Source organism: Shewanella sp. SR44-3, assembly GCF_014163735.1.
Taxonomy (GTDB): domain Bacteria; phylum Pseudomonadota; class Gammaproteobacteria; order Enterobacterales; family Shewanellaceae; genus Shewanella.
The window spans coordinates 25149-52060 of record NZ_JACJDV010000023.1 but is presented as its reverse complement, the minus strand read 5'-3'; the positions used below and the strand labels follow the sequence as shown (position 1 = coordinate 52060).

The window sequence follows — 26912 nt, the reverse complement described above, 5'->3', positions numbered from 1 at the left end:
AGCTATGCCACTCATCTGCTTGAGCAAGGGTTAGATTTACGCTCAGTGCAGCAGTTACTCGGCCACAATAGCCTCAACACCACCGCCCGTTACACCCGGCTCACCACCATCACTCGCAAGAACACCGTCGAATCGATTAACCAACTGACGAATAATCTGGTGTTGAAATGGGAGTGTGACTTATGAGGTTCATCGATATTTTACGCGACCATCTTGATGAGTTTAATGAACGCTATCAAGGGCGTATCACCACAACCATGCGCCAAGCCATTCATGCCATGCTAAGTTGCCGCAGCAATAGCCAAAGCACCAGCCACTGGGCGTGTCAGGGTTGCACTCATTCGGCCGACTTTCCGCTGTCATGCGGTCATCGCAGTTGTCCACAGTGTCAGCACCACACCACCCAAGATTGGCTGGCTAAACAACAGGCTAAGTTACTGCCCGTCGACTACTTTATGGTGACCTTTACCCTGCCGTTTGAGGTGCGAGTGGTTGCTAAATATCAACCTGAGCGGCTTTATCAAGCCATGTTCACTGTGACGGCCAGTGTACTGAAAGACTTTGCTAAAAACTCGAAGAAACTCGCTGGTGACATCGGTTTTACCGGCGTGCTGCATACTCACAGCCGACGGCGTGACTTGCACCCACATATCCACTTCATCCTTCCCGCTGGAAGCTTCAACAAGCACAAAAAACACTGGCAAAAGAATAAAGGGAAATACCTGTTTAATGCCTTCAACTTAGCCAAAGTTTGGCGCGCACGTTTGCTTGAAAATCTGGCACAACATCCCGCTATCATACTGCCCGCTTCACTCCCCAAAAAATGGGTAGTTGACTGCCGCCATGTGGGTAAAGGCTTGCCTGCACTACAATATTTGTCACGCTATCTGTATCGCGGCGTACTGCCTGACGAAAACATTGTTAGTGATATTGATGGACAGGTCTGTTTTGAGTATGAGGACAGTCAAACCCAAAGCACAGAAGTGCGAACGCTACCCACGGTTCAATTTCTGTGGTTAGTGCTGCAGCATGTTTTACCCAAGGGATTACGCCGAGTCAGGGACTATGGTTTGCTCAGAGGCAACGCCAAAAAACTTAGGTTACAGATACAGCTGATGCTCGCGGTTGCAGGTGCGCAGTTTCAAGTAACAGAAAGCCCAATCATAGCCGAGGTAAAACGCAGATTAGCGACCCGCCGATGTCCTTGTTGCCAACAGCCCATGCGTTTTATGGGCGTAGTAAAGCGAACGACAAACTTTATGCCCTTAACCTAGCTCTGAACATGTTAATGAGGAGAGTGGCTTAACTGATACTGATGAGATTTTACTTAAAGCACTGAAATTAATAGATTTAAATCAAATCATATAAATAATCACCAAAGGCGCTAAGGGGAGCTGCTGATTACCGAAAAGTAGACGATGTAACATCACACCAAACAGATCGTATTCTCGAACTGTTATTTACATAATAAAGAGTAACATCACACGTGTTCGGGCTTGTTCAACACTTGGGATAAGGACGCGGCTTCGCGCGGCCTATCCTTATTGTATGGATAATAACTAAGTAATTTGGGTAAAGTGAGTCCCAAGCTTTTGTCGCAACTTAAGCCTTCTATATGATAGCTCGATATCCTTATGGCTCCTCTATTGAGAGACCGATAACAAACGTGAGCATCATGTAGAACTCCAAGCATTAAACTCGAATAGTCGACTGGGTCTAGAACCCGTATTTCGCAATAAAGAGAACGCTTATTATGAATAGCCATCACATGCAAAACATCAATGTCGGAGTTGATATTGGTAAATCACAACTTGATATCTTTATCCGCCCCCTTGATATCTTTTTCACTGTTGCTAATGACGAAAAAGGGATTAGAGATGCCATCAATAAGATAAAAATTCACAAGCCTCAGTGCATTGTTGTTGAAGCGACTGGTCGACTGGAAATGCCATTCATTCTAGCCTGCTCAGAAGCAAAGCTCCCCTTTGTTATCGCTAACCCTATGCACGTTAAACGATTTGCAGGCGCTATTGGTCGACGCGCCAAAAATGACCGATTAGATGCCGAACTTATCGCTCACTATGCCGAAGCCATCAAGCCTAAACTGACGGAGTTAAAACCTGAAAAAATAAGATTAATGAGTGATTTAGTTACTCGAAGGAATCAACTTCTCACCATGCAAACCATGCAAACCATGCAAACCATGGAAAAAAATCGCCATCAAATCTTATCTCAAACACTCCTTTCTACCATTAAACCCATTCTTACAGCGCTAAAGAACCAGATAACAAAAATCGAGTTGAAAATACAAAAATTAATTGAAGAATGTACCGAGTATCAAAGCAAAAACATCATATTGCAGAGCATGCCAGGGATAGGAAAAATAGCAGCCGCATCAATTATCAGTAATGTGCCAGAGCTAGGCTATATCACCAATAAACAAGCAGCTTCCCTCATCGGGGTTGCCCCCATGACCAAAGAAAGTGGCGCCTACAAAGGCAAGCGGGTCATCCAAGGCGGACGAGCACAAGTACGCACTGTACTCTATATGGCAATGATGTCGGCTATGCAGTGTAACCCAGTGTTTAAAGCCACATATCAGCGACTACTTGGACTAGGAAAGCCCAAGAAAGTGGCTATTATTGCATGCGTGCGAAAGATGGTCGTCATCCTCAATTCGATGCTAAGAGATGGCGTCATGTGGGATAAGAATACAGGTGAAAATAAGCTGTTGACGCCATAGTCGTTTTGTTAGATATACTTCCAAAAATCCCATCACGGCTCATTATTTTATCCTTTGGCGGCTTGCCTTGTTCAAAAACCAACCTAGATTTAACATATTTAGTATCCACGTAATATTTATCGTACAAACTAATTGTATAACACATCGATTTTGTTTGTTAATTGTTGCAACGATGGTTTTTTAATGTTTAAATCAAAAATGAAATTCACTGTTTTATATAACCTTTATATATAAAAAATTTACACCATAAAAAACAGTGAATAATTCAATAATAATATGAATAACTTAGGGAGAAATTCATGTTTGTAAACTCAAAATTATCACGTTCTATACGCTTGGCTGTTGCCATGGGTGCTGTAGCAACTTTGGCGTTACCTGCTTATGCTGCAGAAGAAAATAACGAAGAAGAAAAGATTGAAAAAATAGCTGTAACAGGCTCACGTATTGCAAAAGCTGAATTAACTCAACCAGCTCCTATTGTAAGTCTTTCTTCTGAAGAGCTTGCTAAGTTTGGTAACTCTGATTTGGCCAGTGTTCTTTCTGAACTGCCTTCAATTGGTGCTACAAACACAATTATTGGTAACAACAATAGCAACTCAGAAGCAGGTGTTAGTTCTGCCGATTTGCGTCGTTTAGGTGCCAATAGAACACTAGTTCTTATTAATGGCAAACGCCATGTTGCTGGTTCTGCAGGCTCTGCTCAAGTAGATTTATCAACAATTCCTTCAAGCCTAATCGAACGCGTAGATATAGTTACTGGTGGCGCGTCTGCTATTTATGGTTCTGATGCTGTATCTGGTGTTATCAATATTGTCTTAAAAGATAATTATGAAGGGTTTGAGTTTAATGCTACTGCATCTGATTCGTTAGAGGGTGTTGGCACTAAAGATCATTCATTTGATATTTTAGCGGGTGCAGACCTTTCTAGTGGTCGTGGTAACGTTACTTTCTTCGCTGGTTATGACAGAACAAAAGAAGTTATGTCAGAGGCCATTCGTCAATTTGACGGTTGGGGAACTGTTATCAATCCTCTAAGCAAAGGTGAAGAAGATGGTATTCCTGATCAATTAAGAAGACCGAATGTTTCTTCTGAAATGATCCATGCTAATGGTGTTGCCAATGCTTTTGGTGGCGCAGCTGGTCGTTGGGTATTTGATGACGCTGGTAAGCCTTTATTACAAACGGAGCGTGATTTATCAAATAGCTTCGCGTTTGGTAATTTCCCTGATGGCTGTCAATATTGTTTCAATGGCGAGGATTATGAAAACTATATTCCTGGTGTGGAAAAAATCAATATAGGCTCTACGTTTAATTACGATATCAACGATAACATTAACTTCTTCAGTGATGTTAAATATGTACGTTCTGATATTAAACAGCAATTTCAGCCTTCTTTCCGTTTTGGCGGTATAAGTGTCAATGTTCAAGAGAATGCCTTCCTTGACGCTGGTTTAAAACAAACCATGTTAGATGCAGGCCAAAATTCATTTACATTAGCTAAATTCTTCGATGAACTTGGTAACCGCTCAGCAGATAACGTGCGTGAAACGTTCAGATATGTAGGCGGCGTTAAAGGTGGTTTTACATTAAGTGAAACCATGTTCAACTATGAGACTTTTTATGTTTATGGTCAAACTGACAACAAACGTAAAACCTTAAATGACTTAATCCCTAATAACTTTCTCGATGCATTAGACTCAGTGATTGATCCTGCTACAGGCCTTGCTGCATGTCGCAGCCAAGTTGCCAGTGCACAGCCAACGGGTTATAAAAGCAAAGCCTCTGTAAACCCTTCAGATTGTGTTGCTTATAACCCATTTGGTATGGGAAATTCATCAGAAGCTGCAAGAGACTGGGTTTCAGCTGATGTGACACGTGAAGATGTTATTACCCAACAAGTGATTGGCGGTACATTAGCTACTGACTCCTCTGAGTTCTTTGAGCTTCAGGGCGGCGCAATCGATGTTGTTGTCGGTTTTGAGTACCGTGAAGAAACATCTGAAACAATCACTGATGAATTTACTAAAGCAGGATTTTTAACAAATGCTGCATCGCCAGACTCATACGGCGAATACGATGTAACCGAGTACTTTATTGAAATGAACGTGCCTTTAATTAAAGACATGACATTAATACATGAGCTCACTCTAGATGCTGCGTTCCGTACAGCGGATTATTCTCACGCTGGTGAATCTGAATCTTGGAAGGTAGGCATGTTCTACTCACCAATTGAAGAATTAAGCCTGCGTGGCACAATCGGTGAAGCCGTACGCGCACCTAACATTGGTGAAGCATTTGATCCACAATCTCCAGGTTTTGCTGATGTACGAGATCCTTGTGATGCCGATAGAATTAACGATGATCCTGACCGCGTGGCGAACTGTGCGGCATTAGGCATTCCAGTAGGTTTCCAAGCTAATGATAACGTTTCTGTTGATTCTATATCTGGCGGTAATCCAGATCTTAAGTCAGAAACATCATCATCAATGACATTAGGCCTTGTTTGGGTACCAACGTTTGTTGATAACTTATCTTTCACCGTTGACTACTATGATATCGATATCGAAGATGCGATTCTGTACGTGAAAGAACAAAATATAGTTGATAACTGTGTTGATGCAACGGGTAGTCCTGATGCAGCTTATTGTGCAGATGTCGATCGTGACCCTATCACTAAAGATATTATCTTAGTCCGTTCAGGCTACTTGAATGCTTCAGCTATTTATACTCGAGGCTTAGAGTTCCAGGCTAGCTATAAAATGGATATGTCTAGCTTTGATCTTCCTGGTGAATTAGGCTTCAATCTTTTAGGTAATCAGTTATTAGAACTTGAACGTTTTGAATTCCAAGACCGTCCAGATGAAATTAACGACGAGAAAGGAGAGCTAGGGGATCCAGAGCTTCAACTACGATTCTCTGTTGATTATCGTATCGATGATCTAACACTTAGCTGGGGCACACGTTATATTGATCGCGTCGTAACTTACGATGTATCACCAAACGGTGGTTCACCAGAAGATTTAGAGCCTGGTTGGGTTCCATCACTGACAACTCACGACATTACTGCATCATATCGCGTAAGTGACAATGTGTTTGTGAATGGTGGTATACGTAATTTATTTGATACCTTACCACCAGGGTACACAAGTGATGCGTTATATGATCTTGTTGGTCGTCGTGCCTTTGTTGGTATGAAAGTTAACTTCTAATATCTATACTATAAAGATGTTGACGTAACAGGCTATAGCTTTGGCTATAGCCTGTTTTATTTTATCGCCTTAAGGGAAGTTAATCTTTCAGATTGCTTTTACTATAGAACCTTTACTTATCATAAACAGCTCAAATAAGAACAACAAAAAAAAGCACATCTCACACAACTGAATTAGCTCACTGGGCTTTATATTAATTACCAAGCGTGGACTTAGCGGCCAGTAAGCTTTGCAGCACCTTTAAATAAATTAAAGAAGTTTTCTGTAGTGTACTGGGCTAACTCTTCAAACTGCTCGCCCCTGAGTTCTGCAACAAATTTTGCCACATCATATACATAAGCCGGTTGGTTTTCTTGACCTCTGTGAGGTACAGGTGCCAAGTAAGGTGAGTCGGTTTCCACTAATAACCTGTCTTTAGGCACTTTACGAATAACGCTGCGTAGTTCGCCGGCATTTTTGAATGTGACTATGCCTGAAACCGAAATGTAAAAACCTAAGTCTATGGCGGCTTTGGCCATTTCCCAGTTTTCGGTAAAGCAATGCAACACGCCACCCACCCTGTCAGCATTGCCCGCTTTCAGCATGGCTATGGTGTCTTCTCTGGCATCGCGGGTATGGACAATAAGGGGTTTGTTAACTTGAGTTGCTAAGGCTATTTGCTGCTCAAAACATTGCTGCTGCAATATTTTGGTTTCATCGGCGTAAAAGTAATCTAGCCCAGTCTCCCCAATGGCGACGACTCTCACATCGTTGGCATATTCTGCAATCTTGGCGATGTCTAGCCCTTCTTGCACATCTAAGGGATGCACACCAGAGGAGAGAAACACATTGTCAAAGATGCTGACCTTATCCCGCATGGCTTCAAAACCTTGCTGGCGCACGTTAACGCACAACAGGTAATCGACCCCTTGGGCTTTAGCTGAATCAACAATCAACTTGAGGCTGGCTTGATCTGGGGCCGCTTTTAAGCGGTCTAAATGGCAGTGGGAATCAATAAGCATGGTGAAAATAGGTCTACTCAAAAAAAGGCAGCCAAGGATACCTAGCTACATGGTACAGGTCAAATCTGCCGAGGCTAATTCCCTGGAAAGCAGTTTTTCTATGTGATTTTTATGACTCTCAGGATCCGTTTTAATTTTAAGCCCAACGCCTGCGGGGCGGCCACCAGATGCACCTAATGGATTAATCCACACCACTGTGCCGGTAAATTCATGCATCTGAGTCGCATCAGGTAACCGATATGAAATGGTTAAGCTCTCGCCTAAGTAATGGCTCTCAGAAGTGGCGACAAATAGCCCCGCTGGTTTGATAAACGGCATATAAGCACGATAAAGCTGGTGCAAACTATCAAAATTAACAACAAGATTTACCATGACATATGACTACCTGTGAGTATGAGTTAATTGCTTGAATGCTAAGACATAATCCATGCATAATCCCTGAGCATTGACCGCTGCCATAGTGGTTAACTTATGGCACATATCCATGATTCTAGCAGCCAATGTGATGACTTGCGCCTTAGTAAACGCATTGATGTCATTACTTTTTAACACAAAGTGACGTAAGTACAAATAAAGCACTTGTAACGCATCAATAAGCTGGCTGTCTTTTAAGTGCAATAAACTGCCACAAAGGTGGCCCGAACGTAAACTTAAGGCCCATTCCTTGCGGTAATTGAGCAAGGTTTGATACTTGTCACTTTGTAGGCTTGCAGCCAACTGAATAGGCCCGCCGACGACACTTAAACACCAAGTCACATCATGAGGTTTGGCGCCATCAAGAGCGGTTGGCAGTAATTGCTGCGCCTTAAGCCAAGCAGTTACCTCTGCATTACTGGGTGGCGTTAGGGTCAATGTCTGGCAACGGCTTTTGACTGTTGCCAATAGTGCCGCTGGCCTATCTGTTTGCAAAATAACAAAGGTCTCTTTCCCTGGCTCCTCTAAGGTTTTCAGTAACGCATTGGCTGAAGCCGTATTCAAGCGCTCACTTTGATAAATAATTGCCACACGTTTGCCGCCCTGCTGGGCTGTCGAGGTCAAACTGTTGCAAAGGCTGCGAATTTGATCGACTTTGATCTGGTTGCCGTCCGGCGCCACGCTATGTAAATCCGGATGGGTACCAGCACTGACTAATAAACATGCCTTGCATTGACCGCAAGCACCCACAGGCGTTAAGGCCTGACATAAGATTAGCTTTGCCATGGAATCAGCCAGTACATCGCCGCCCAATTGAGTGTGCACGTCCAATAAATGGCCGTGACTTAAGCTGCCTTGCCGCACTTGGTTAAGCAAGAGTTCATGGCTTGCATGCAACCATGGAAGTGCTGAAATATCATAATCTGTGCTCATGGGTGGCCTCTGTTTTTGGGTAATGAGCAAGTTTTCCTCGTCAGATTAGCCTTAAGTTGATTTACGCTAACTGGCTGGCTAATACTTGCTTAATATCACCATGGACGGCTTCAAGGCTTTGGCTTGCATCTATCACTAATATGCTGTTGTCTTGGCTGGCCAATTGTAAATAGGTCTCACGGGCACGCTCAAAAAAACCTAGCGCTTGTTGCTCAATTCTGTCTAAGGCGCCGCGATTAGCCGCCCTTGTTAAGCCAAGGCTTGGTTCGATATCTAAATACAAGGTCAAATCTGGTTTAAAACCTTGTAAACATGCCTCACTTAAGGTGTTAACTAAGGGCATTAAGCCACGTCCGCCACCCTGATAGGCAAGGGATGACAGATTGTGCCTGTCCCCCAATACCCATTCGCCGCGTTGTAGTGCAGGTTTTATCACGTTAGCAATAAGTTGTGTACGGGCTGCATAAATCAGCAGGCATTCGGCTTCATCGCAGAGAGGATCTTGGGGATCCGCGATTTTAACTAAATCACGAATGCGCTCAGCCAGTGGTGTACCGCCAGGCTCGCGGGTGCACACAGGCTCATGGCCTGTGTGACCAGCAAGGAGCGCCTTAACTAAGGCTACGGCACTGGATTTACCCGCACCTTCAAGGCCTTCAATAACAACAAATTTTCCTAATTTTTGACGCTGTTGGACTGTCATTTTTTCTTTCTTCTCTGGTATTGGTTAACCGCCGCGTTATGGGCTTTTAGTGTTTTTGAAAACACATGGCTGCCATCATTGCGGGACACAAAATACAAGTAGTCCACTGCCGCCGGATTGGCGGCAGCTTCCAGTGCAGCCTGGCTTGGCGCTGCGATTGGTGTTGGCGGCAACCCCTTTATTTTATAGGTATTAAAGGCTGTCGCTTCTTGTAAATCTTTGCGAGTAATATTGCCCTTAAAGCGTTCGCCCATGCCGTAAATCACCGTGGGGTCGGTTTGCAGGCGCATGCCTAATTTCAAGCGATTATTAAACACAGCTGAAATCAATGGCCGCTCACTGGCTTGACCGGTTTCTTTTTCTATAATGGACGCCAGGATCAGCAATTCATAAGCACTCTTTACCTGCACATCATCACTGCGCCCTTCCCAAGCCGCATTAAGCGCTGATTGCATCATCACATAGCTGCGATTTAACACATCAACCACAGATTCATCCGCATGGTAATAATAGGTTTCTGGATAAAACTTCCCCTCAGGCAGACCACTGTCATCGCCGTGCGCCTTAAGTACAGTTAAAAATGGCGCTTCAGAAAGGCTCAACCTCGGCTGTTCATCTAGGCTTGATTGCCATTCTTTAATGGATTTCCCTTCCACTAAAGTCACAGAGAAAGTCACAACTTTACCCTCGAGTACCCGTTGTAAAAAACTGCCCAAGGTGTCACTTGGAAATAACTCGTACAAACCAGTGCGTATTTGTGCAAGCTCTGGTTTTAATTTAACCAAATATTTGATTTTCCAACTATCCGTGAGCAATCCTTGTTGCTCTAGTTGCTGCACTAGCTTGGTGACTGACATGCCAGCTGCAATGGTAACTTGAGTGGGCTTGTCAAGCTTAAGGGCTTGCTCTGGGTAAGCGGTTAAGCTGTTAATCGCCACCGACACAGAGCCTGTTAGTAGGATCAAACTTAAGCACACACTTAAGGCCCATTTATAGAATAAATTGCAGCGTTTCACATGCCCTGTAAACTGCGCTAATGTGAGCTGCGCTGTTGAACACATCTGCTGCAGAGATTTTACTGGATGCTTAGGCCAACTAAACTTTGCGGCATTAACTTTAGCCCCGCTCGATTTAGTCCCCGCTTGCTTGGGAGGCTTAGGTTTAAGCGGTTTAGTGTTGAGTTGTTTGTTAGTTAATGACTTAGCTTCAAGCCCTGTTGATTTAAGTGCAGAGGATTTAAGCTCTGTCGCTGTAAGACTTGCAGGCTTTAAGGTTTGTATCTTGAGTGCTTTTAGCTTGCCCGCTTTAGTACGGGTCTGTTTGTCGGCTGCCTGTGCCGTGCTAGTGATTGTCGAGCCAGAAGAGCGCCATTTCAGCACATTGCGATATAGCTGAGCACGCCACTCAAGGGCAGCGCGGCGGGTTGCGCCTAAAAAATGTTGTAATTTAGCTAAGGTAATTTTTTTCATAGATTTGCTAAAGAGATAACCCTAATGAATGCCTTAATTGAGTCGATTGGGGCCAAGGTGTGTACGCTTGGTTATCAATCCCCTTAACATCGACCACTCCGAATAAACTGTTGCTAAGAAACACATGCTCGCAGTCACTAAGGAAATCTTGTTTAACGCCGCACACCACCACAGTATATCCCTGTGTTAACAAGGTCTGGATGATAATTTCTCGAGTAACACCAGACACCCCAGCTTGATGCAAGGCTGGAGTATAAATAATTCCGTCTTTAACACCAAACAGATTAGCCATTGATGATTCAATCACCCAAGCTTCACTGTCGAGCACTAGCCAATCCTCCATGCCATTGGGTAAGGCTTGGCTTTTAATCAGCACTTGCTCCAAGCGATTCAAGTGCTTAATGCCTGCAAGCCTAGGCTGTTGACCTAAGCGCACCTCGCTCAAGGCGAGGGTTATTCCCTGTTGCTGCCAAGCGCCGTAATGGCTAGGTAGCTCACTGACAGACACGATTTCAGTCGCAGTTGCAGCTTGAGGCGATTGATAGCCTCGACCACCCACACCGCGGCTGACTATTAATTTAATGCAATGCATGGGATAAGCTTTTGCAAGCTCAGTCAATTTATCCTTAAGCTCGCCGGACGCTTGCCAGCTAAATCCTAAGCGGGCGCAAGACTGCTCAATACGGGCCAAATGCTGGGTTAAAAATAAAATCTGCCCGTTACTGCGCATGGTGGCAAACACTCCGTCACCATAGGCAAGGCCGCGATCTAACGGATGAATGCCTGCCACAGTGGGCTGATTGGTCCACAGAGGTAACATTAGTGAACCTGACTCTGATAATGCCGCGTGTAAGCAAAGCGCTGAAGCTGAGCAGGGTTAGCGCCTGTATATTCTACGAGGGGCGATGGAGCTTGGTGTAGCAAAGTCGCTTGAGGTAAACCTTGATGAGTCTGATTTTTATAAGATTGAGTTTTATATCGCTGAGTGTTATCGGTTTGAGCGGCATAGCGCTGAGTCTGCTTATCAAAGCATGGCTCACGTTCACTGTCAGTTAAGCGCATCTTAATCACTCCCTGAATTTGCTATTGCTTAGGTTTGGATTGGTGTTTACCTGGGCTTTACTTAGGCTGTGTGGCTGTTGCTAACCTGATGTTAGCAACAGCCACAAACGGTATACGCGTTATTACTTAGCCAACAAATGCTGAATACGTGTCTTTAAAATATCGGTGGCGATACGATTCTTTCCACCCCTTGGCACGATAATATCCGCATATTGCTTTGACGGCTCAATAAACTGCAAGAACATAGGTCTTACGGTTTTTTTGTACTGAGAAATCACTGACTCCATAGTACGGTCACGCTCGGCAACGTCACGAGTCAAGCGGCGCAGGAAACAGATGTCCAGTGGCGTATCCATGAATACAGACGCATCCATCAGATCGCGCAGCTTAGGATCAGTTAACAGCAGAATACCTTCCAAGATGATCACTTTTTTAGGCGTCATGTGGATAGTGTCGCTAATACGAGTATGCTCAGTATAACTGTAGCAAGGGATATCAGCGGCTTGGCCCGCTTTTAACTGCTTAAGGTGGCTACATAATAACTGGTGGTCTAATGCCTTAGGGTGATCATAATTGGTCTGGACCCTTTCCTCCATGGACATATGACTCTGATCTTTATAGTAGGCATCTTCATTGATCACGCCTATTTGATCTGTGCCCAGATCCCGGCGCAGTTCGTCAAAAATCGTCTTCGCGATTAAACTCTTACCCGAAGCCGACGCACCGGCAATCCCAATGATGACACATTGCTGAGAATTCATTCTAAACCTTACTCGTCGTCTGATATGCTAATTGATACTGATGTTTGTCTTTGTGCTAACGCAAGTGCAGCGCCAACTTTTGCCGCAATATCCTTATAGATAGCCGACACTTGGGTGTCAGGCTCAAGGGCAATGCAAGGATTGCCGCTGTCCATGGATTGGCCAATGCCGATATCGAGCGGCAATGAACCTAATAGGGGGACTTGGTAACGCTGGGCAATCTTACTGCCGCCGTCGCTGCCAAAAGGATGGGCTTTATGGCCACATGCTTGGCACAGATGAAAACTCATGTTTTCCACTATGCCTAATACTGGGACGTTCACCTTATTGAATAAACTGATGCCTTTCTTGGCATCCGCTAAGGCGATATCTTGGGGCGTGGTGACGATAACCGCGCCTGACACTTGGGCCTTTTGCGCTAAGGTAAGCTGAATATCCCCAGTGCCTGGCGGCATATCCACCACCAGATAATCTAATTCGGGCCAGTCGGTTTCGGATAATAACTGAGTTAATGCGCCCGCTGCCATGGGGCCGCGCCACATGGCGGCTTGCTCGTCTTTAAGAATAAAGCCAATGGATTGCGCCACCAAGCCATGGGCCTTGGCAGGCTGCATCATTTTGCCGTCATTTGTGCTTGGGGTAAAATCGCTGAGCCCAAGCATCATTGGGATAGACGGGCCATAAATGTCCGCATCCAAAATCCCCACTTTAGCGCCTTGTAACCTCAGGGCAATGGCTAAGTTTATCGCCGTAGTAGACTTACCCACACCGCCCTTGCCTGACGCCACGGCAATCACATGCTTAATATTTTTTAACGCTGGATTTGCCTGCGCCCCGCTTAGATTATTGGCTGGCACATCCAGACGGCACTCAAGCTTGATGTCAGTAATCTCTGGCAGCGTTATCAGCATCTCTGTGAGCTTGGTATTAAGTTCGGGGTAGCTATCGACGCAAGGATAGGGAAACACTAGCCCAATGGCTAGGGTGTTGCCCGTTAAGGATAGCGAATGAACACAAAAGGCTGAGACTAAGTCTTGCTGTAAATAAGGGTCGCGATAGCGGGAGAGGATGGCCAATACAGAGGCTAAAAGTGCATCAGATACTTGGTAATTTGTACGCGCAGTAGACAAAAGCGACATCCTCTCTAAAAAATTTGGCCAAGTGTATCAGAAAATCCCAAAGTTTTAGCGTTAAATTAGCCCTTTTCATGCATGTTTTGATGAAAATCTGATGGTTATCGGTTAGTATCTTGGCCATATTCAAGCGGCAACGAGATGTTGAGACAAAATGACACAATCACAACGTAAAATACTGGTCACCAGTGCCCTTCCCTATGCTAATGGTCCTATTCACCTAGGGCATATGTTGGAATATATCCAAACGGATATCTGGTCTCGTTTTCAAAAAATGCGTGGCCATGAGTGTCACTACATTTGCGCCGACGATGCCCACGGCACCCCTATCATGCTTAAAGCACAGCAATTAGGCATAGCACCAGAGGCGATGATCGCCCAAGTGCAAAAAGAGCATGAACAAGATTTTGCTGACTTCAACGTGGCGTTTGATAATTTTCACAGCACCCACAGCGACGAAAACCGCGAGCTTGCCAGTGACATCTACATTAAGTTGCGTGATGCGGGCCACATTAAGACTAAGACGATTTCTCAGCTCTATGACCCAGAAAAATCCATGTTCCTGCCTGACCGTTTCGTTAAGGGCACCTGCCCAAAATGTAAATCTGACGATCAATACGGCGACAACTGCGACAGCTGCGGCGCAACCTACAGCACCACAGATCTAATCAATCCACGTTCTGCCGTGTCGGGCGCCACCCCAGTGATGAAAGACACTGAGCACTTCTTTTTCGACTTGCCTGCTTTTGAGGGCATGCTAAAAGAGTGGATCCACTCAGGCTCTTTGCAGTCGGAAATGGCCAACAAACTTAACGAATGGTTCGAGCAAGGCTTGCAGCAGTGGGATATCTCCCGCGATGCGCCCTACTTTGGTTTTGAAATCCCAGATGCACCGGGCAAATACTTCTATGTATGGCTGGATGCACCTATCGGCTACATGGGCTCGTTCAAGAATTTCTGCGCTAAGCGCACCGACATCAATTTTGATGATTTTTGGGCCAAAGACTCCAGCGCCGAGGTGTATCACTTCATCGGTAAAGACATAGTCTACTTCCACAGCCTGTTTTGGCCTGCCATGCTAGAAGGCGCAGGCCTGCGTAAACCTACCAGCGTTTACGCCCACGGTTATGTAACAGTTAATGGCGCGAAAATGTCTAAATCTAAGGGCACCTTTATTAAGGCACGCACCTATTTAGACCATTTAGACCCAGAATACTTGCGCTACTACTACGCCGCTAAGCTCAGTAGCCGCATCGATGACTTAGATTTGAACCTTGAAGACTTCGCCCAGCGCGTAAACTCTGACTTAGTCGGCAAGCTAGTGAACTTAGCCTCACGCACCGCAGGCTTTATCAGCAAGCGTTTCGATGGCAAGTTAGCCGCCGTTAAAGATAACAGCCTGGCTGAAAGCTTTATTGCTAAGCAAGAGGTGATTGCTGAATTTTATGAAGCCCGTGAATACGGTAAAGCCATGCGTGAAATCATGACCATGGCCGATATCGCTAACGGCTTTGTGGCAGAACAAGCTCCGTGGCAGCTAGTTAAAGAAGATGACAAGCAAGCACAAGCCCATGAAGTCTGCTCTATTGCGTTGAATTTATTCCGTATTTTGACCACTTACCTAAAGCCTGTGTTGCCACGTTTAAGTCAAGATGTTGAAGCCTTTATGCAACTTGAGCTCACTTGGGCTAATTTAGCTAAAGACATGACAGCGCATGAAATCGCGCCGTTTAAGGCCATGATGCAGCGCGTCGATTTAGACAAGGTTGCCGCCATGGTGGATGCCTCTAAAGACAACTTACAGCCCACTGAAGCGCCTAAAGCCGACAAAAAGGCTGACAAGAAAGTAGATAAGAGTGCCGATAAAAGTGCGCCTAAGAAAGTGAGCAGCGATGCACCATTAACTGACAGCCCGTTAACTGACGACCCTATCAGTGATGAAATCAGCTTTGAAGATTTCGCTAAGCTTGATTTGCGCATTGCGCTGATTGCCAAAGCCGAGCACGTCGCCGATGCTGACAAGTTGCTAAAACTGCAATTAGATTTAGGCGGCGTCACCAAGCAAGTGTTCGCTGGTATCAAGTCTGCTTATGCACCAGAAGATCTTGAAGGCAAACTCACTGTGATGGTTGCCAACCTTGCACCACGCAAGATGCGCTTTGGCATGTCAGAAGGCATGGTATTAGCCGCAGGCCCAGGTGGTGACGAGTTATGGATTTTAGAGCCTCACCAAGGTGCCAAACCCGGCATGCGCGTGAAGTAACTCGGCATTCGCTGCAGTCCACCTAGTCAGTTAATGAAAACAAAGGTCGCTTAGGCGACCTTTTTATTGGCTGATGAGCACAATTCAGTCGTCTACACATCCACAGTTCAGGCTTGCCAAGGCCCTTTTCTTTAATAAAAAGTATCCACGACACGCCGCGCTCTTGATTTAAATCAAAAGCATCCTTGAGGGCTCGAACATCCCGTCCATGGGATGGACGGTCGTCTCGCAAATCACCATGGCTCGCCTCTAAAATTCCGAGGTATCAGTCAGACCTGGTGACTCAAAAATGAAAATTTAACAATGGGTGTCATGGTTGGTAGTGTTATCCCATCACGACTATCATCCCCTATAAAATTGATGTGTTGAAGAGTAAAATTAAGTTTTATCCTGTAGAAAATAATTAAGTTGAACAGACAAGCAGGTGTTATTTGTTGATATACCTGCTGACTTTAACTCATATCTTGCTCGAGATAGGTTTCTTTCAGACTCTCTATTAAACATACGCTCAGGATAAGACTCAATGATATTAATATTTATTGGAATACCATCTTGGCTCAAATCAAACTCCATGTTAACAAAACCTTCCTTTTTATCTCGCAATGCACTTATCGGATATTGGACTTGAAAAGGTGCACTGATTTTATATCTAGCATTCTGCGCCTTAGTGAATTCAGAGTCGCAACGTGATGGGCTTTTAAAAGCGTTAGCTTTAAATAATGATAACTTATCTTGCATGGTTGGGTTCGCACACCCCGACACAAAAAGAACAACAAAAACTAATTTTTTACAATACAACATGAATTCGCCCTTTAAAGTCACATCAAGCTATAACATCAAAAATAAAAAGGTCGCGCTGCGACCTTTTTTACACTGAAATAGAACAGGCTTAAACTTTTTGGTAATAATTCGTTATGACATTATTTATTAAAAATAATAAAGCTCGAAAACTCTAGTTCCCAGGTTGAGCCTAAATCTTTTGAGTTCTCTAACGTCTCAAAGCCATAGGCTCCATTCGTGACGGAAAAAAGACCATTGCTTTTTGACATCCATAATCTTTCTGTTAAATATTTTTCACTTGTGATTTTAAACCAACTTTTACCATTATCTTTTGATGCGTAAATGCCTTCATCACTAAATACACCACCCGTTTCTAATATAAATTTATCTTTAACGACCAAGGGGGCTGAAAATTTCACTGTATAAGGAGAGTCAATCTCAAGCCATGATTTTCCACAATCATCGCTTATATGTGTTTTGGCAAAAATACCAGCGACCCCTCCCCCTGGTGATGTCAACACGCCAATTGAATCATTGCCTTCAGCAGTGGATACAGAAATAATGGTTCGCTTACTTGGGGTTAAGTGACTCATCCATTCTTTTTTGTTGTAATCAAAGCAACTCACTGTGTCTTCTTTCGATGACGCAAAGCCGATACCATCGGGTCGATTCCAATACCATGCACCTTGCATTCCACTCCATACATTCATGCCTATTTCAACTTTTCTCTCTAAATTCCACAAACCACTTTCTAAACTATTCGCACTATAAAGCTCAGATAAACCGTCACGCTCAAGCCCAACAAACCAATGGTCATACTGCTCTGATGAATTAATGAACACAATTCTCCCATCGGGTAAGTTGCCTTTGGCAAGCGTAACAATGTCTCCATTTTTAGTGATACGATACAAGGCCCCATATTCATCAGCTACGATGGCAATGCTATCATCAATATCATAACTGACTAAGGCGGAGATCTGGTGTAGATTTTCATTACGTGATAGCACTTGCCATTTTCCACCTACAGAACGCACCAGTGTTGTCCCTAGGTTGGTACCTGCAATCACTTGACCATCTTGAGTTTCAGCAAAACTAGAAATCCCTTGAGGATAGTCAAGCGCAAGTTGCTCCACTTCATCGATTGTTTTATGAGGTTCAATCCAACCAGTAACTTTATTTGGATTAATTAATTCTGGCTCATGTTTAAAGAACCTATCAATTAGGTTTGAATTGTTGACTATTAATTTACTGCGTCCAACAGCAGCTTTTGTATTTACTGCGGTTAATATGAGCCTACCTAGATCAACAACAGTGCCTGGCACTATGTTGAAATTTCCAGTAAGTTTAGAGTCACTAATATCAAGAAACTTTGAACCACCGAACGCGGGTGCACTCACTTGTATAATTTTATACTCCCCACTAGGTAAACCACCGAAAAATAATGAAGTGACGGTTGATTTCCCCGACATTTGATTTATAAGGTAATGTCTTTCGCTTTTATTTTTATTTTCTGGGTTAACCCTTTCTAACGTGACACTGCTTATTTGTGGTATCTCTCTTGTATTTACAGTCGTTGACAGTACAACCAAACCTAACTTAGCCTTATTTGTGCTGTATGCACCGACATCTGCAACCTGCTCTGTGGTTACACACCCTTGTAAATTAAAGACTGCCAAGATAATAAAAAACGTTTTCTTAAACACTATGTATTCCCTTATATAGTTCAAAATATTAAATCCAACAATTTATCAACAACAAAATATCAATAACAAATTGTTTACACAAGCATTTTCTAACTGACAAGCTACAATTTATGGACCGCTTAAAAGAGTGCCAACTGCTGAGTACCATTTAGTGTCGGCACAATCTGCTAAACGTTACAAAAACCATAATTACGCCTTGTGTGCTTTCCCCTGACACGGCAAATTATTTTTATGCTTGAGAACATTATGTCCATTCCAGTTCAGCAACATATTGGCAGCATCGCATTAGTGGTTAAAAATTACGATGATGCTATCGCTTTTTATACTCAAAAATTGCAATTTACTGTGGTGGAAGATACTGACTTAGGCGGCGGTAAGCGCTGGGTGCTGATCTCACCACCCACTGATCCGCAGGCGAACTCTAAAGGCACCAACTTACTCTTAGCGCAAGCAAGCAATGATGAGCAGAAACAAGCGATTGGCAATCAAACGGGCGGGCGAGTCTTTTTATTCTTACACAGCAATGATTTTTGGCGCGATTACCAATTAATGAAAACCAATGGGGTAAAATTCAATGAAGAGCCAAGAGTAGAACCCTACGGCACTGTGGTGGTGTTTGAAGATCTCTACGGCAATAAATGGGATTTATTGCAGCTCAACGCCTAATTCGTCCTGATTGAGCGCCAAATCTGGCGCTCAATCAGGACAAGGCGTTAATTTCAGCTTATTGATACAACACTCCCTTGTGTTTTAACCATCCATGAGCATGATGATTATTAGGATCTCTGTGGGTCCAATGAATAACGCCGCCTTTAGCATTCCACTCATATTCACCGTAAAACTCAATCGGATCATTAACACTAAGATTGTGGATCTTTGCCGCTAAATCAATATTATGTGCAACCAGTAGGGTTTGCCCTGTGGCTAATTTTATAACAAATTTTTGATGTCGATTGCCCTGATTGTCATCAGCGAGTAACTGGATAACACTCCCCGCCCCTTGGACTTGTATATTGCTCTGCTGACTCCGCCATGCATTATTAAGTAATTGATCATTAGCCAATATGCTAACTGAAAACAAAGATAGAGCGAACAGTAAAATAATCGATTGTGACCAAGTCTTCATAGAAACCTCCATGTATGATTTTTAAGCCAAGATAGTGTATTTAAAAACAACATCATTGGTACGGCTTGTTTTCTTTTAAATAAGGGGTACAAAGAGTGCGAGGGATTTTTGATCTTTTACGATAGATTACAGATACCCCCCCCCTCCTACACCATCCATGGTGTACGGGGATAAGTACAATCCATGTACAAAAAAGCCCCAACTCTCGTTGAGGCTTAAATGTACCATTCTCTATTGCTAGAGTTAATAATGGTACCCGAGGCCAGACTTGAACTGGCACGCTTATTCAGCGAGGGATTTTAAATCCCTTGTGTCTACCGATTCCACCACTCGGGCAAAAGTGTCGTTAACCTATTAATCACTCAAACAAGTCAACAAAATTGTGGAGGCGCGACCCGGAGTCGAACCGAGATCGACGGATTTGCAATCCGCAGCATAGCCATTCTGCCATCGCGCCATGCTTTCAAAATATCAATAAAGATAAATTGGAGCGACATATCGGGTTCGAACCGATGACCTATACCTTGGCAAGGTATCGCTCTACCAACTGAGCTAATGTCGCCTACTTTCTAACATAAATCTTTGGTGAGACCACCGCTAATAAAAACGGTTCAAACCGATGACGCTGTATTACATCTCGCTTGGCAAGGTATCGCTCTACCAACTGAGCTAATGTCGCCTATATCAACTGAGCCAATGTCGCATCGACTAGCTTTTACCAACTAAGCTAGCAGACTCGCTGTTCCTTGACTTCGGATTGGCATTCTACCGTTTTAGGCTCTGCTGTCAATGCTGGTTAAGGAGTTTTTTATCACCCTGGCTATAACTGCTGATAAAGCGATCAAATCGACAAAAAAAAGAGCAACTTAAGCTGCTCTTTTAATTTGGCTGCTTGGCTAAATTATCTCTTAGGCAAAGATAAAGTCGTTAAACCGAGCATTTTTTGCATCACGCCCACAACTTGGCAGCTATAGCCAAATTCGTTATCGTACCAAACGTAAAGGATAGCGCGCTTATCTTCTGCAATCGTCGCTTGGGAATCAATCACGCCGGCATAACGTGAGCCCACTAAATCACTGGACACGATTTCTGTTGATTCGGTGAAATCGATTTGATTTTGCAATTCCGACAACAAAGCCATGTCTTTTAAATATTCATTAAGCTCATCGCGATTTGTTTCAGTCGTTAAGTTCACGCTGATGATAGCCATAGACACATTGGGCGTTGGCACCCTAATGGCGTTACCGGTCAATTTACCCGCTAATACTGGCAAGGCTTTGGCCACCGCTTTGGCAGCACCGGTTTCAGTGATCACCATGTTAAGCGGTGCACTACGACCACGTCTATCGGCACTGTGATAGTTATCAATCAAGTTTTGATCGTTAGTATAAGAGTGGATCGTTTCAACATGACCATTCTCAATACCGTACTTATCATTTACCGCTTTCAACACTGGCGTAATCGCATTGGTGGTACAGCTGGCTGCGGATACAATAATGTCTTCGGCTAAAATATCATTTTCATTGACACCGTAAACGATGTTTTTGATTGCCCCTTTAGCGGGAGCCGTCAGCAATACTTTGCTGGCCCCTGGGCTCTTAAGGTGCAAACCTAAACCATCTTCATCTTTCCAAATACCCGTATTATCAACGATTAATGCATCCTTGATACCGTACTGAGTGTAATCAACTTGATCAGGTGAGTTAGCATAAATAATCTGGATATAAGTACCGTTAGCAATAATGGCATTGTTGTCTTCATCAACCTCCACAGAGCCATTAAATGGACCGTGTACTGAGTCACGGCGCAGCAAACTGGCACGCTTTTCTAAATCACCTTTTTTACCACCACGTAATACAATGGCTCGTAGGCGTAACTTGTTGCTCTTGCCTGTTTTTTCAATTAATAAACGGGCTAAAAGTCGACCAATACGGCCAAAACCGTATAACACCACATCACGAGCTGGCGTGTCGTCACCATAATCGATACCCGCGGCTAATTCTTGCGCCATGTAAGCTTCGATTCCAGATTCATCTGTATTATCACGCCAGTAGTTGACGGCCAATTTACCTATGTCTACTTTGCAATGCTTAACTGCAAGCTTGCTTAAGGCAACAACAAAGGGGAAACTTTCACGTAATCTTAGTTTTTCGCCCACATGACGACGGACTAAGCGATGTGATTTAATAATTTCTATGGTAGATGCATTTAGCAGCGGCTTGCCGTAAACTACGACTTCAACGCCTTGATTGCGATACAGTTTTCCAAGTAGTGGCTGCATAGCCTCTGCCATTTCGAAACGTTCTTGCCAACTTTGTAGGTGTTTATCAGCGCTCATTAACAAATCCTTTATCTCACTTTTTAGTAATTCTGACTAAAATGTTTGAGTAACAAAAAGAAAAGACCAATAATTGGAATCGGTGTGCAGGGTTTACCTGCTTTTGGTCAGCGACATTGTAATGAAAAGCGAACAGTTAAGCCAGAGAGTTTAGGGCTGGTAAATATGTAATTTTATTAGATAAATTCAGTAAATGGAGTCCTTTTTGAACAAGAATTTAGTAATGTTTACATCATTTTGTTTAGGGATAGCTATTTTCGGCTTATTTGGCTGTGAAAATGACCGAAATACCGATGTGATCTGTAAAAATAATCCCGAACTTTGTGAAGATTTACATCGAGACAGTTGGTGTAAATTTGAAAAAGCTGACCTTATTCGGCATCGCTATGCCCTTAAAAAGACTGAGCAGCACACAGGCAAACAGTTATATCAGCAATTAATCATGCTAGAGAAATACAGTAAGTGCATCGAACTTGCCTCTGGTGTGCAGCATATAATCAATACTCATCGCACCTTAGATAGACGCAAAGCCTTTGCGGTGAGCACACAAAATTTAGCCCAATTACAAGAACACATCAAAGATAACCCAGATGTCTATCTCGCCTTCTATCGCTGGATCCGCTTTAATGAACATGCGGCTTTTGAATTAATTAATGCCGCCTTTAAGCGAGATCAAATACAGGAAGTTGAAATTTTGCAGCAATTAGCGGTTCACTATTTAAAAGTTGATGCCAATGTCTCTAAAGACATATATCGCAAAATGTTTGCCGCGATTAGCTCGCCAGATCCTATCGATCCTGACGATACAGATATATCCATGAGCCTTTCCGATGAATTTAACCCTGATTGGTTATTAGGCCTTGCTAATGTCCATCAGCAACAGCAACACTTTGCCAAAGTCTATTTACTCACCAAGATAAATTTAACCATCACAGAAAAAAGTGCTTCTGATGAGCAATTACTGGCCTTACTAAACCAAGACAAGCTATTGGCGGAAACGTTTAATGCCCAAGCTAAAACTATCGCGACATCGATCATGAGTGGCCATATTACTCAGAGTCAGCTGGCGGCTCTTTTTTAACGGTATGGTCTCTTTTAACCGCGATATTAAGCCTGAAGTAAACGAATACCTAAATTGCAACTTAGTTGCCTTAAAAATAGCTAAAATGCGACTTATGTAAAAATAATACGAAATAATTGGCCAAAACAGCCATGCAATGACGATAAACCTTGACTGCTGCTGCCAATTTGGTAATTTTACAACCAGACAAAGTTTTCCGTCACCAAATTACAATTACCTGAGGGATACCAGATGACTATCCGCGTTGCTATCAACGGCTATGGCCGTATCGGTCGAAATGTTTTACGCGCACTTTATGAAAGTGAAAAGAATTACCCAATTGAAATCGTTGCACTTAACGATTTAGGTGATGCTTCAATCAACGCCCACTTAACCAAGTACGATTCTGTACATGGTCGCTTTAATGCCAAAGTGGATCACGATGAAGAGGCCATCTATGTTAATGGCGATAAGATTTTAACCTTCCAAGAACGTGACCCATCAAAGTTACCCTGGGCAGAGTTAAAGGTTGATGTTGTATTTGAATGTACTGGTATATTCACATCTAAAGCTGCGGTTCAACCACACTTAGATGCTGGTGCGAAGAAAGTTATTATTTCTGCGCCAGGTAAAAACGTTGACGCCACTGTGGTATACGGTGTTAACCAAGAAGTATTAACCTCAGACATGACAGTGATTTCAAATGCGTCATGTACCACTAACTGTTTAGCCCCTATTGCTAAGCCGTTAAATGATGCAATTGGTATTGAATCTGGTTTAATGACCACTATTCACGCTTATACTAATGATCAACGTTTATCTGATGTGTACCACACTGACTTACGTCGCGCCCGTGCTGCGGCCATGTCAATGATCCCAACTCAAACCGGTGCAGCTGCTGCTGTAGGTTTAGTGGTACCAGAGCTTCAAGGTAAATTTGACGGTTTAGCGGTACGCGTACCCACCGTTAACGTATCTTTAGTGGATTTAACCTTCCTAGCATCTCGTGATACTACGGTTGAAGAAATTAATGAAATTGTGACTCGTGCTTCTAAGCAAGGTGCAATGGCAGAAGTATTAGCCATTAACGAAGAGCCGTTAGTATCTATCGACTTCAATCACAATGCGTTTTCTTCAAATTTTGACGCAACACAAACACGTGTTAACGGCCGTTTAGTGAAAGTCATGTCATGGTATGACAACGAATGGGGTTTCAGTAACCGCATGCTAGACAACGCAGTGGCATTGATGAACGCTAAGTAAGCGGTTATTGCACCTCGTTGTACATTAAAGCCTCGCCATTGCGAGGCTTTTTGTTGAGTATTCAAATAGATGAACCAAGCAATAAAAAAACCTCGCATGGGCGAGGTTTAGTCTGGTTCAATAATCGCGATTGTTTATATTGTTGATTAAGCGTTGCCCTTCACTTTCATGTTCAAGTCTTTAGCAAAATCCAGCATACGCGTTAATGGGATAAGGGCTTTTATTCTTAACTCATCATCCACGAAAATTTCATGCTTAGATTTATCCACATCAGTAAGTGATGCAGCAATCGCTTGTAAGCCGTTCATCGCCATCCAAGGGCAATGAGCGCAGCTCTTACAAGTGGCACCATTACCGCCAGTTGGTGCTTCAATTAAGGTTTTCCCTGGCGCCGCTTGCTGCATTTTATAAAAAATACCGCGGTCGGTGGCAACGATAAAAGTATCGTTTTCCATGGTCTGCGCCGCTTTGATTAATTGGCTGGTTGAACCGACGGCATCGGCTAGTTCCACCACACTTGCTGGGGATTCTGGATGCACTAATATGGCAGCATTAGGGTGAATTTTCTTAAGCTCACGCAATGCCTTAGCTTGAAACTCATCATGGACTATACACTCGCCCTGCCACAGCAGCATATCTGCGCCAGTCTGAGTATTAATGTATGAGCCTAAGTGGCGGTCTGGTGCCCAAATAATTTTTTTATCTTGGCTATCTAAATGCTCAACAATTTCAAGGGCAATACTTGAGGTTACCACCCAATCAGCACGGGCTTTTACCGCTGCAGAGGTATTGGCATATACCACCACAGTATGATCAGGGTGAGCATCACAAAATGCGCTGAACTCTTCAATCGGGCAACCTAAATCTAATGAGCAAGTCGCTTCAAGTGTTGGCATTAGAATGGTTTTTTCTGGGCTTAAAATCTTAGCCGTTTCCCCCATAAACTTAACCCCAGCCACAATTAAGGTCTTAGCGGGGTGATCACGGCCAAAGCGAGCCATTTCTAAAGAATCAGAGACGCAGCCGCCAGTTTCTTCAGCAAGCGCTTGAATTTCAGGGTCAGTATAATAGTGCGCCACTAATACGGCATTTTTCTCTATTAGCAACTGTTTGATGCTAGCTTTATAAGCATTTTTTTCTGCTTCAGACAACAGCGCAGGCTTAGCAGGAAATGGATATTCAATGGTTTCTATCTTAGGTGCAGCAAGACTCATAGTACTTCCAGTGGTATCACTCTATTCGGAGGATTATACGAAATCACAGCAAAAAACAAAAGGACGCAACGTGCGCCCTTTTACATTTTTTAGCCTTAATACCTAACGCATAGTCAACAACATGTGCTCAGGTTGCTCTAGGTAATGTTTCCACAGATTACAGAAACGGGCGATAGTGCCACCATCTATGACTCTGTGATCCCCAGACCAACTGACTTGCATTATTTTGCGCGCTTCAACTTCACCTTTCTCATTAAAACGTGGCAATACCTGCAACTTGCCTAGAGCAACAATGGCCACTTCAGGTTTGCTGATGATAGGCGTAGCGACTGTGCCGCCAAGTGCGCCAATATTAGAAATAGAGATAGTGCCTTCTTTAAGATCCGCAGGGCTCACTCGCCCGCTGCGAGCAGCAGCAGTTAAGCGGGTGATTTCAGCGGCTATCTGCAAGATACTCTTATTTTGCACATCTTTAACGTTAGGCACCAATAAACCCATTTTCGAGTCAACTGCCATGCCTATGTTATGACGCGCTTTATACGTAAGCTCAGTACAATCTGCATTCACTTGGCTATTTAAAATAGGGAACTCGGTGATAGCAAGCGACATGGCTTTCATAAAGAAAGGCATCATGGTGAGCTTAACTTCATCATTGGAGTAACGCTGTTTCATGCTTTCACGCAGCGCCACTAATGCCGTTAGGTCAAACTCTTCACAATAGGTAAAATGCGGTATGGTTGAGACTGATTCTTGCATTAACTTGGCCATAACGGCCTTAACCCCTTTAATGGGCTCAACTCTGTCTGTTGCGTCTGCTGTAATCCCCTGGCGCTGAACACTGGATGACGCCAAAGCTTGTGCCTTGGGACACACAGCCTGGGTTGGTGCTATAGACTCAGACTGCTCAACATGCTGATAACGTTCAATATCTTCTTTATAAACTCGACCATTTTTACCGCTGCCAGGCACTAAGGCTATGTTGATATCTAACGCTCTTGCCATGCGTCTTACCGCAGGGCTTGCCAAGGCTTTACCTTGAATAACTTGAACGTCAGCCACCGCGCTGTTAGATGCCGCGCTCATGTGAGCCACAGTATCAAGGCTAGTACTAGTAGCAGCTACTGCTGTGCTAGTTTGCACTTCAATCGCAAATAGCGGTGAATGCACCTTGGCCAACTGACCTTTGCGGTAATACTGCTTAACGATTCGGCCAGCTTTCATAGCCGGAATTTGCACTAGGGCTTTATCCGTCATCACATCGGCGATGGGTTGGTCTTCAACCACCATATCGCCTTCGTTAACGAGCCAGTCAACCAGCTCACATTCAACGATACCTTCACCGATATCTGGCAGTAAAAAGTCTTCTACTTCCACGCCTGTGACAGGCTGTGTTGCCATGCTTGGTGCGGCAGCACTGCTTTGTGTACTGCTGGCTTCAACGGCTGCATTGGCTTGAGCCTGAGTCGCCGGTGAGGAGTCAGTTTGGCTATCATCAGCGGCCATTTCAACCGCATACAAGGGAGCATGCACTATGGCGATTTCGCCTTTGGCGTAATACAGCTTAGTGATAACCCCAGGGTATGGGGCAGGAATTTGCACTAAGGCTTTGTCTGTCATTACATCGGCAATGGGTTGGTCTTCAACCACTACATCGCCAACCTGTACTAACCAATCGACCAGCTCACACTCAACCACGCCTTCGCCAATATCGGGCAATATAAAATCTTTAATCATACC

The 26912-nt window shown here is 43.9% G+C and carries 23 protein-coding genes and 3 tRNA genes; 8 read left to right on the top strand and 18 right to left on the bottom strand.

The features are described 5' to 3' along the window. The 4 genes from H5073_RS12325 to H5073_RS12310 form a co-directional block, all read left to right on the top strand. On the top strand, positions 1-186 hold a 186-nt coding region (locus H5073_RS12325; RefSeq protein ID WP_182679865.1), incomplete at its 5' end, for a tyrosine-type recombinase/integrase. Beyond that, entirely contained in the window at positions 183-1274 is a 1092-nt protein-coding gene (locus H5073_RS12320) for an IS91 family transposase (RefSeq protein ID WP_182679864.1), read from the top strand. The genes H5073_RS12325 and H5073_RS12320, both read left to right, overlap by 4 nt. Positions 1275-1753: 479 nt before the next feature. Beyond that, positions 1754-2743, top strand: a complete 990-nt coding sequence (locus tag H5073_RS12315; RefSeq protein ID WP_182679863.1) for an IS110 family transposase — start codon at positions 1754-1756, stop codon at positions 2741-2743. 299 nt (positions 2744-3042) lie between these two features. Next, positions 3043-5952, top strand: a complete 2910-nt coding sequence (locus tag H5073_RS12310) for a TonB-dependent receptor domain-containing protein (RefSeq protein ID WP_182679862.1) — start codon at positions 3043-3045, stop codon at positions 5950-5952. A 212-nt stretch (positions 5953-6164) separates the two neighbouring features. Here the strand turns inward: H5073_RS12310 and H5073_RS12305 are convergent, their stop codons facing one another. The 9 genes from H5073_RS12305 to apbC form a co-directional block, all read right to left on the bottom strand. After that, positions 6165-6953 carry a TatD family hydrolase gene (locus H5073_RS12305; RefSeq protein WP_182679870.1) on the bottom strand — a complete coding sequence of 263 codons (789 nt, stop codon included), beginning with the start codon at positions 6951-6953 and terminating at the stop codon, positions 6165-6167. 45 nt (positions 6954-6998) lie between these two features. Further along, entirely contained in the window at positions 6999-7325 is a 327-nt protein-coding gene (locus tag H5073_RS12300) for a PilZ domain-containing protein (RefSeq protein ID WP_182679861.1), read from the bottom strand. Between the two features lie 9 nt (positions 7326-7334). Further along, positions 7335-8300, bottom strand: a complete 966-nt coding sequence (gene holB / locus H5073_RS12295) for a DNA polymerase III subunit delta' (RefSeq protein ID WP_182679860.1) — start codon at positions 8298-8300, stop codon at positions 7335-7337. A gap of 61 nt (positions 8301-8361) precedes the next feature. After that, positions 8362-9003, bottom strand: a complete 642-nt coding sequence (tmk, locus tag H5073_RS12290; RefSeq protein WP_182679859.1) for a dTMP kinase — start codon at positions 9001-9003, stop codon at positions 8362-8364. Then, complete coding sequence (gene mltG, locus H5073_RS12285) at positions 9000-10019, bottom strand: endolytic transglycosylase MltG (protein ID WP_404948397.1); 1020 nt, start codon at positions 10017-10019, stop codon at positions 9000-9002. Before mltG ends, tmk begins: the two co-directional genes overlap by 4 nt. A gap of 460 nt (positions 10020-10479) precedes the next feature. Then, the gene (pabC, locus tag H5073_RS12280; protein ID WP_182679858.1) at positions 10480-11292 is read right to left on the bottom strand and encodes an aminodeoxychorismate lyase; all 813 of its coding nucleotides are present in this window, start codon (positions 11290-11292) and stop codon (positions 10480-10482) included. Then, entirely contained in the window at positions 11292-11534 is a 243-nt protein-coding gene (locus H5073_RS12275; protein WP_182679857.1) for a hypothetical protein, read from the bottom strand. The genes pabC and H5073_RS12275 overlap by 1 nt, the downstream gene beginning before the upstream one ends. A 122-nt stretch (positions 11535-11656) precedes the next feature. Next, positions 11657-12295, bottom strand: coding sequence for a uridine kinase (udk, locus tag H5073_RS12270; RefSeq protein WP_182679856.1), 639 nt, complete (start codon positions 12293-12295; stop codon positions 11657-11659). Between the two features lie 8 nt (positions 12296-12303). Then, positions 12304-13425, bottom strand: coding sequence for an iron-sulfur cluster carrier protein ApbC (gene apbC, locus H5073_RS12265; protein WP_182679855.1), 1122 nt, complete (start codon positions 13423-13425; stop codon positions 12304-12306). Positions 13426-13582: 157 nt separating this feature from the next. Here apbC and metG point away from each other — a divergent pair, with 157 nt between their 5' ends. Then, entirely contained in the window at positions 13583-15691 is a 2109-nt protein-coding gene (gene metG, locus H5073_RS12260; RefSeq protein ID WP_182679854.1) for a methionine--tRNA ligase, read from the top strand. A 378-nt stretch (positions 15692-16069) separates the two neighbouring features. Here the strand turns inward: metG and H5073_RS12255 are convergent, their stop codons facing one another. Then, the gene (locus tag H5073_RS12255; RefSeq protein ID WP_182679853.1) at positions 16070-16429 is read right to left on the bottom strand and encodes a TonB family protein; all 360 of its coding nucleotides are present in this window, start codon (positions 16427-16429) and stop codon (positions 16070-16072) included. 182 nt (positions 16430-16611) lie between these two features. Beyond that, positions 16612-18174 (bottom strand): hypothetical protein, encoded by a 1563-nt coding sequence (locus H5073_RS12250; RefSeq protein WP_182679852.1) that lies wholly within the window; start codon positions 18172-18174, stop codon positions 16612-16614. A gap of 246 nt (positions 18175-18420) precedes the next feature. On the opposite strand from H5073_RS12250, the gene H5073_RS12245 reads away from it, so the two are divergent. Then, on the top strand, positions 18421-18840 hold the full coding sequence (locus H5073_RS12245) for a VOC family protein (protein ID WP_182679851.1): 420 nt from the start codon (positions 18421-18423) through the stop codon (positions 18838-18840). Positions 18841-18898: 58 nt separating this feature from the next. Here H5073_RS12245 and H5073_RS12240 read toward each other — a convergent pair whose 3' ends face one another. The 5 genes from H5073_RS12240 to H5073_RS12220 form a co-directional block, all read right to left on the bottom strand. Then, positions 18899-19300, bottom strand: a complete 402-nt coding sequence (locus H5073_RS12240; protein WP_182679850.1) for a DUF3465 domain-containing protein — start codon at positions 19298-19300, stop codon at positions 18899-18901. A 250-nt stretch (positions 19301-19550) separates the two neighbouring features. Beyond that, positions 19551-19636 (bottom strand) — tRNA-Leu (locus tag H5073_RS12235). 47 nt (positions 19637-19683) lie between these two features. Then, positions 19684-19757: transfer RNA gene (locus tag H5073_RS12230), tRNA-Cys, on the bottom strand. Between the two features lie 29 nt (positions 19758-19786). After that, positions 19787-19862 (bottom strand) — tRNA-Gly (locus tag H5073_RS12225). A gap of 339 nt (positions 19863-20201) precedes the next feature. Beyond that, positions 20202-21638 (bottom strand): glyceraldehyde-3-phosphate dehydrogenase, encoded by a 1437-nt coding sequence (locus H5073_RS12220; RefSeq protein WP_182679849.1) that lies wholly within the window; start codon positions 21636-21638, stop codon positions 20202-20204. Positions 21639-21861: 223 nt separating this feature from the next. On the opposite strand from H5073_RS12220, the gene H5073_RS12215 reads away from it, so the two are divergent. Together H5073_RS12215 and gap are read left to right on the top strand one after the other, a co-directional pair. Beyond that, positions 21862-22719 carry a DUF2989 domain-containing protein gene (locus tag H5073_RS12215; protein WP_182679848.1) on the top strand — a complete coding sequence of 286 codons (858 nt, stop codon included), beginning with the start codon at positions 21862-21864 and terminating at the stop codon, positions 22717-22719. A gap of 231 nt (positions 22720-22950) precedes the next feature. Continuing rightward, positions 22951-23961, top strand: a complete 1011-nt coding sequence (gene gap, locus H5073_RS12210) for a type I glyceraldehyde-3-phosphate dehydrogenase (protein ID WP_182679847.1) — start codon at positions 22951-22953, stop codon at positions 23959-23961. Positions 23962-24107: 146 nt separating this feature from the next. Here gap and nadA read toward each other — a convergent pair whose 3' ends face one another. After that, entirely contained in the window at positions 24108-25175 is a 1068-nt protein-coding gene (nadA, locus tag H5073_RS12205; RefSeq protein ID WP_182679846.1) for a quinolinate synthase NadA, read from the bottom strand. A 102-nt stretch (positions 25176-25277) separates the two neighbouring features. Then, complete coding sequence (locus H5073_RS12200) at positions 25278-26909, bottom strand: dihydrolipoyllysine-residue acetyltransferase (RefSeq protein ID WP_182679845.1); 1632 nt, start codon at positions 26907-26909, stop codon at positions 25278-25280. Between the last annotated feature and the right edge of the window lie 3 nt (positions 26910-26912).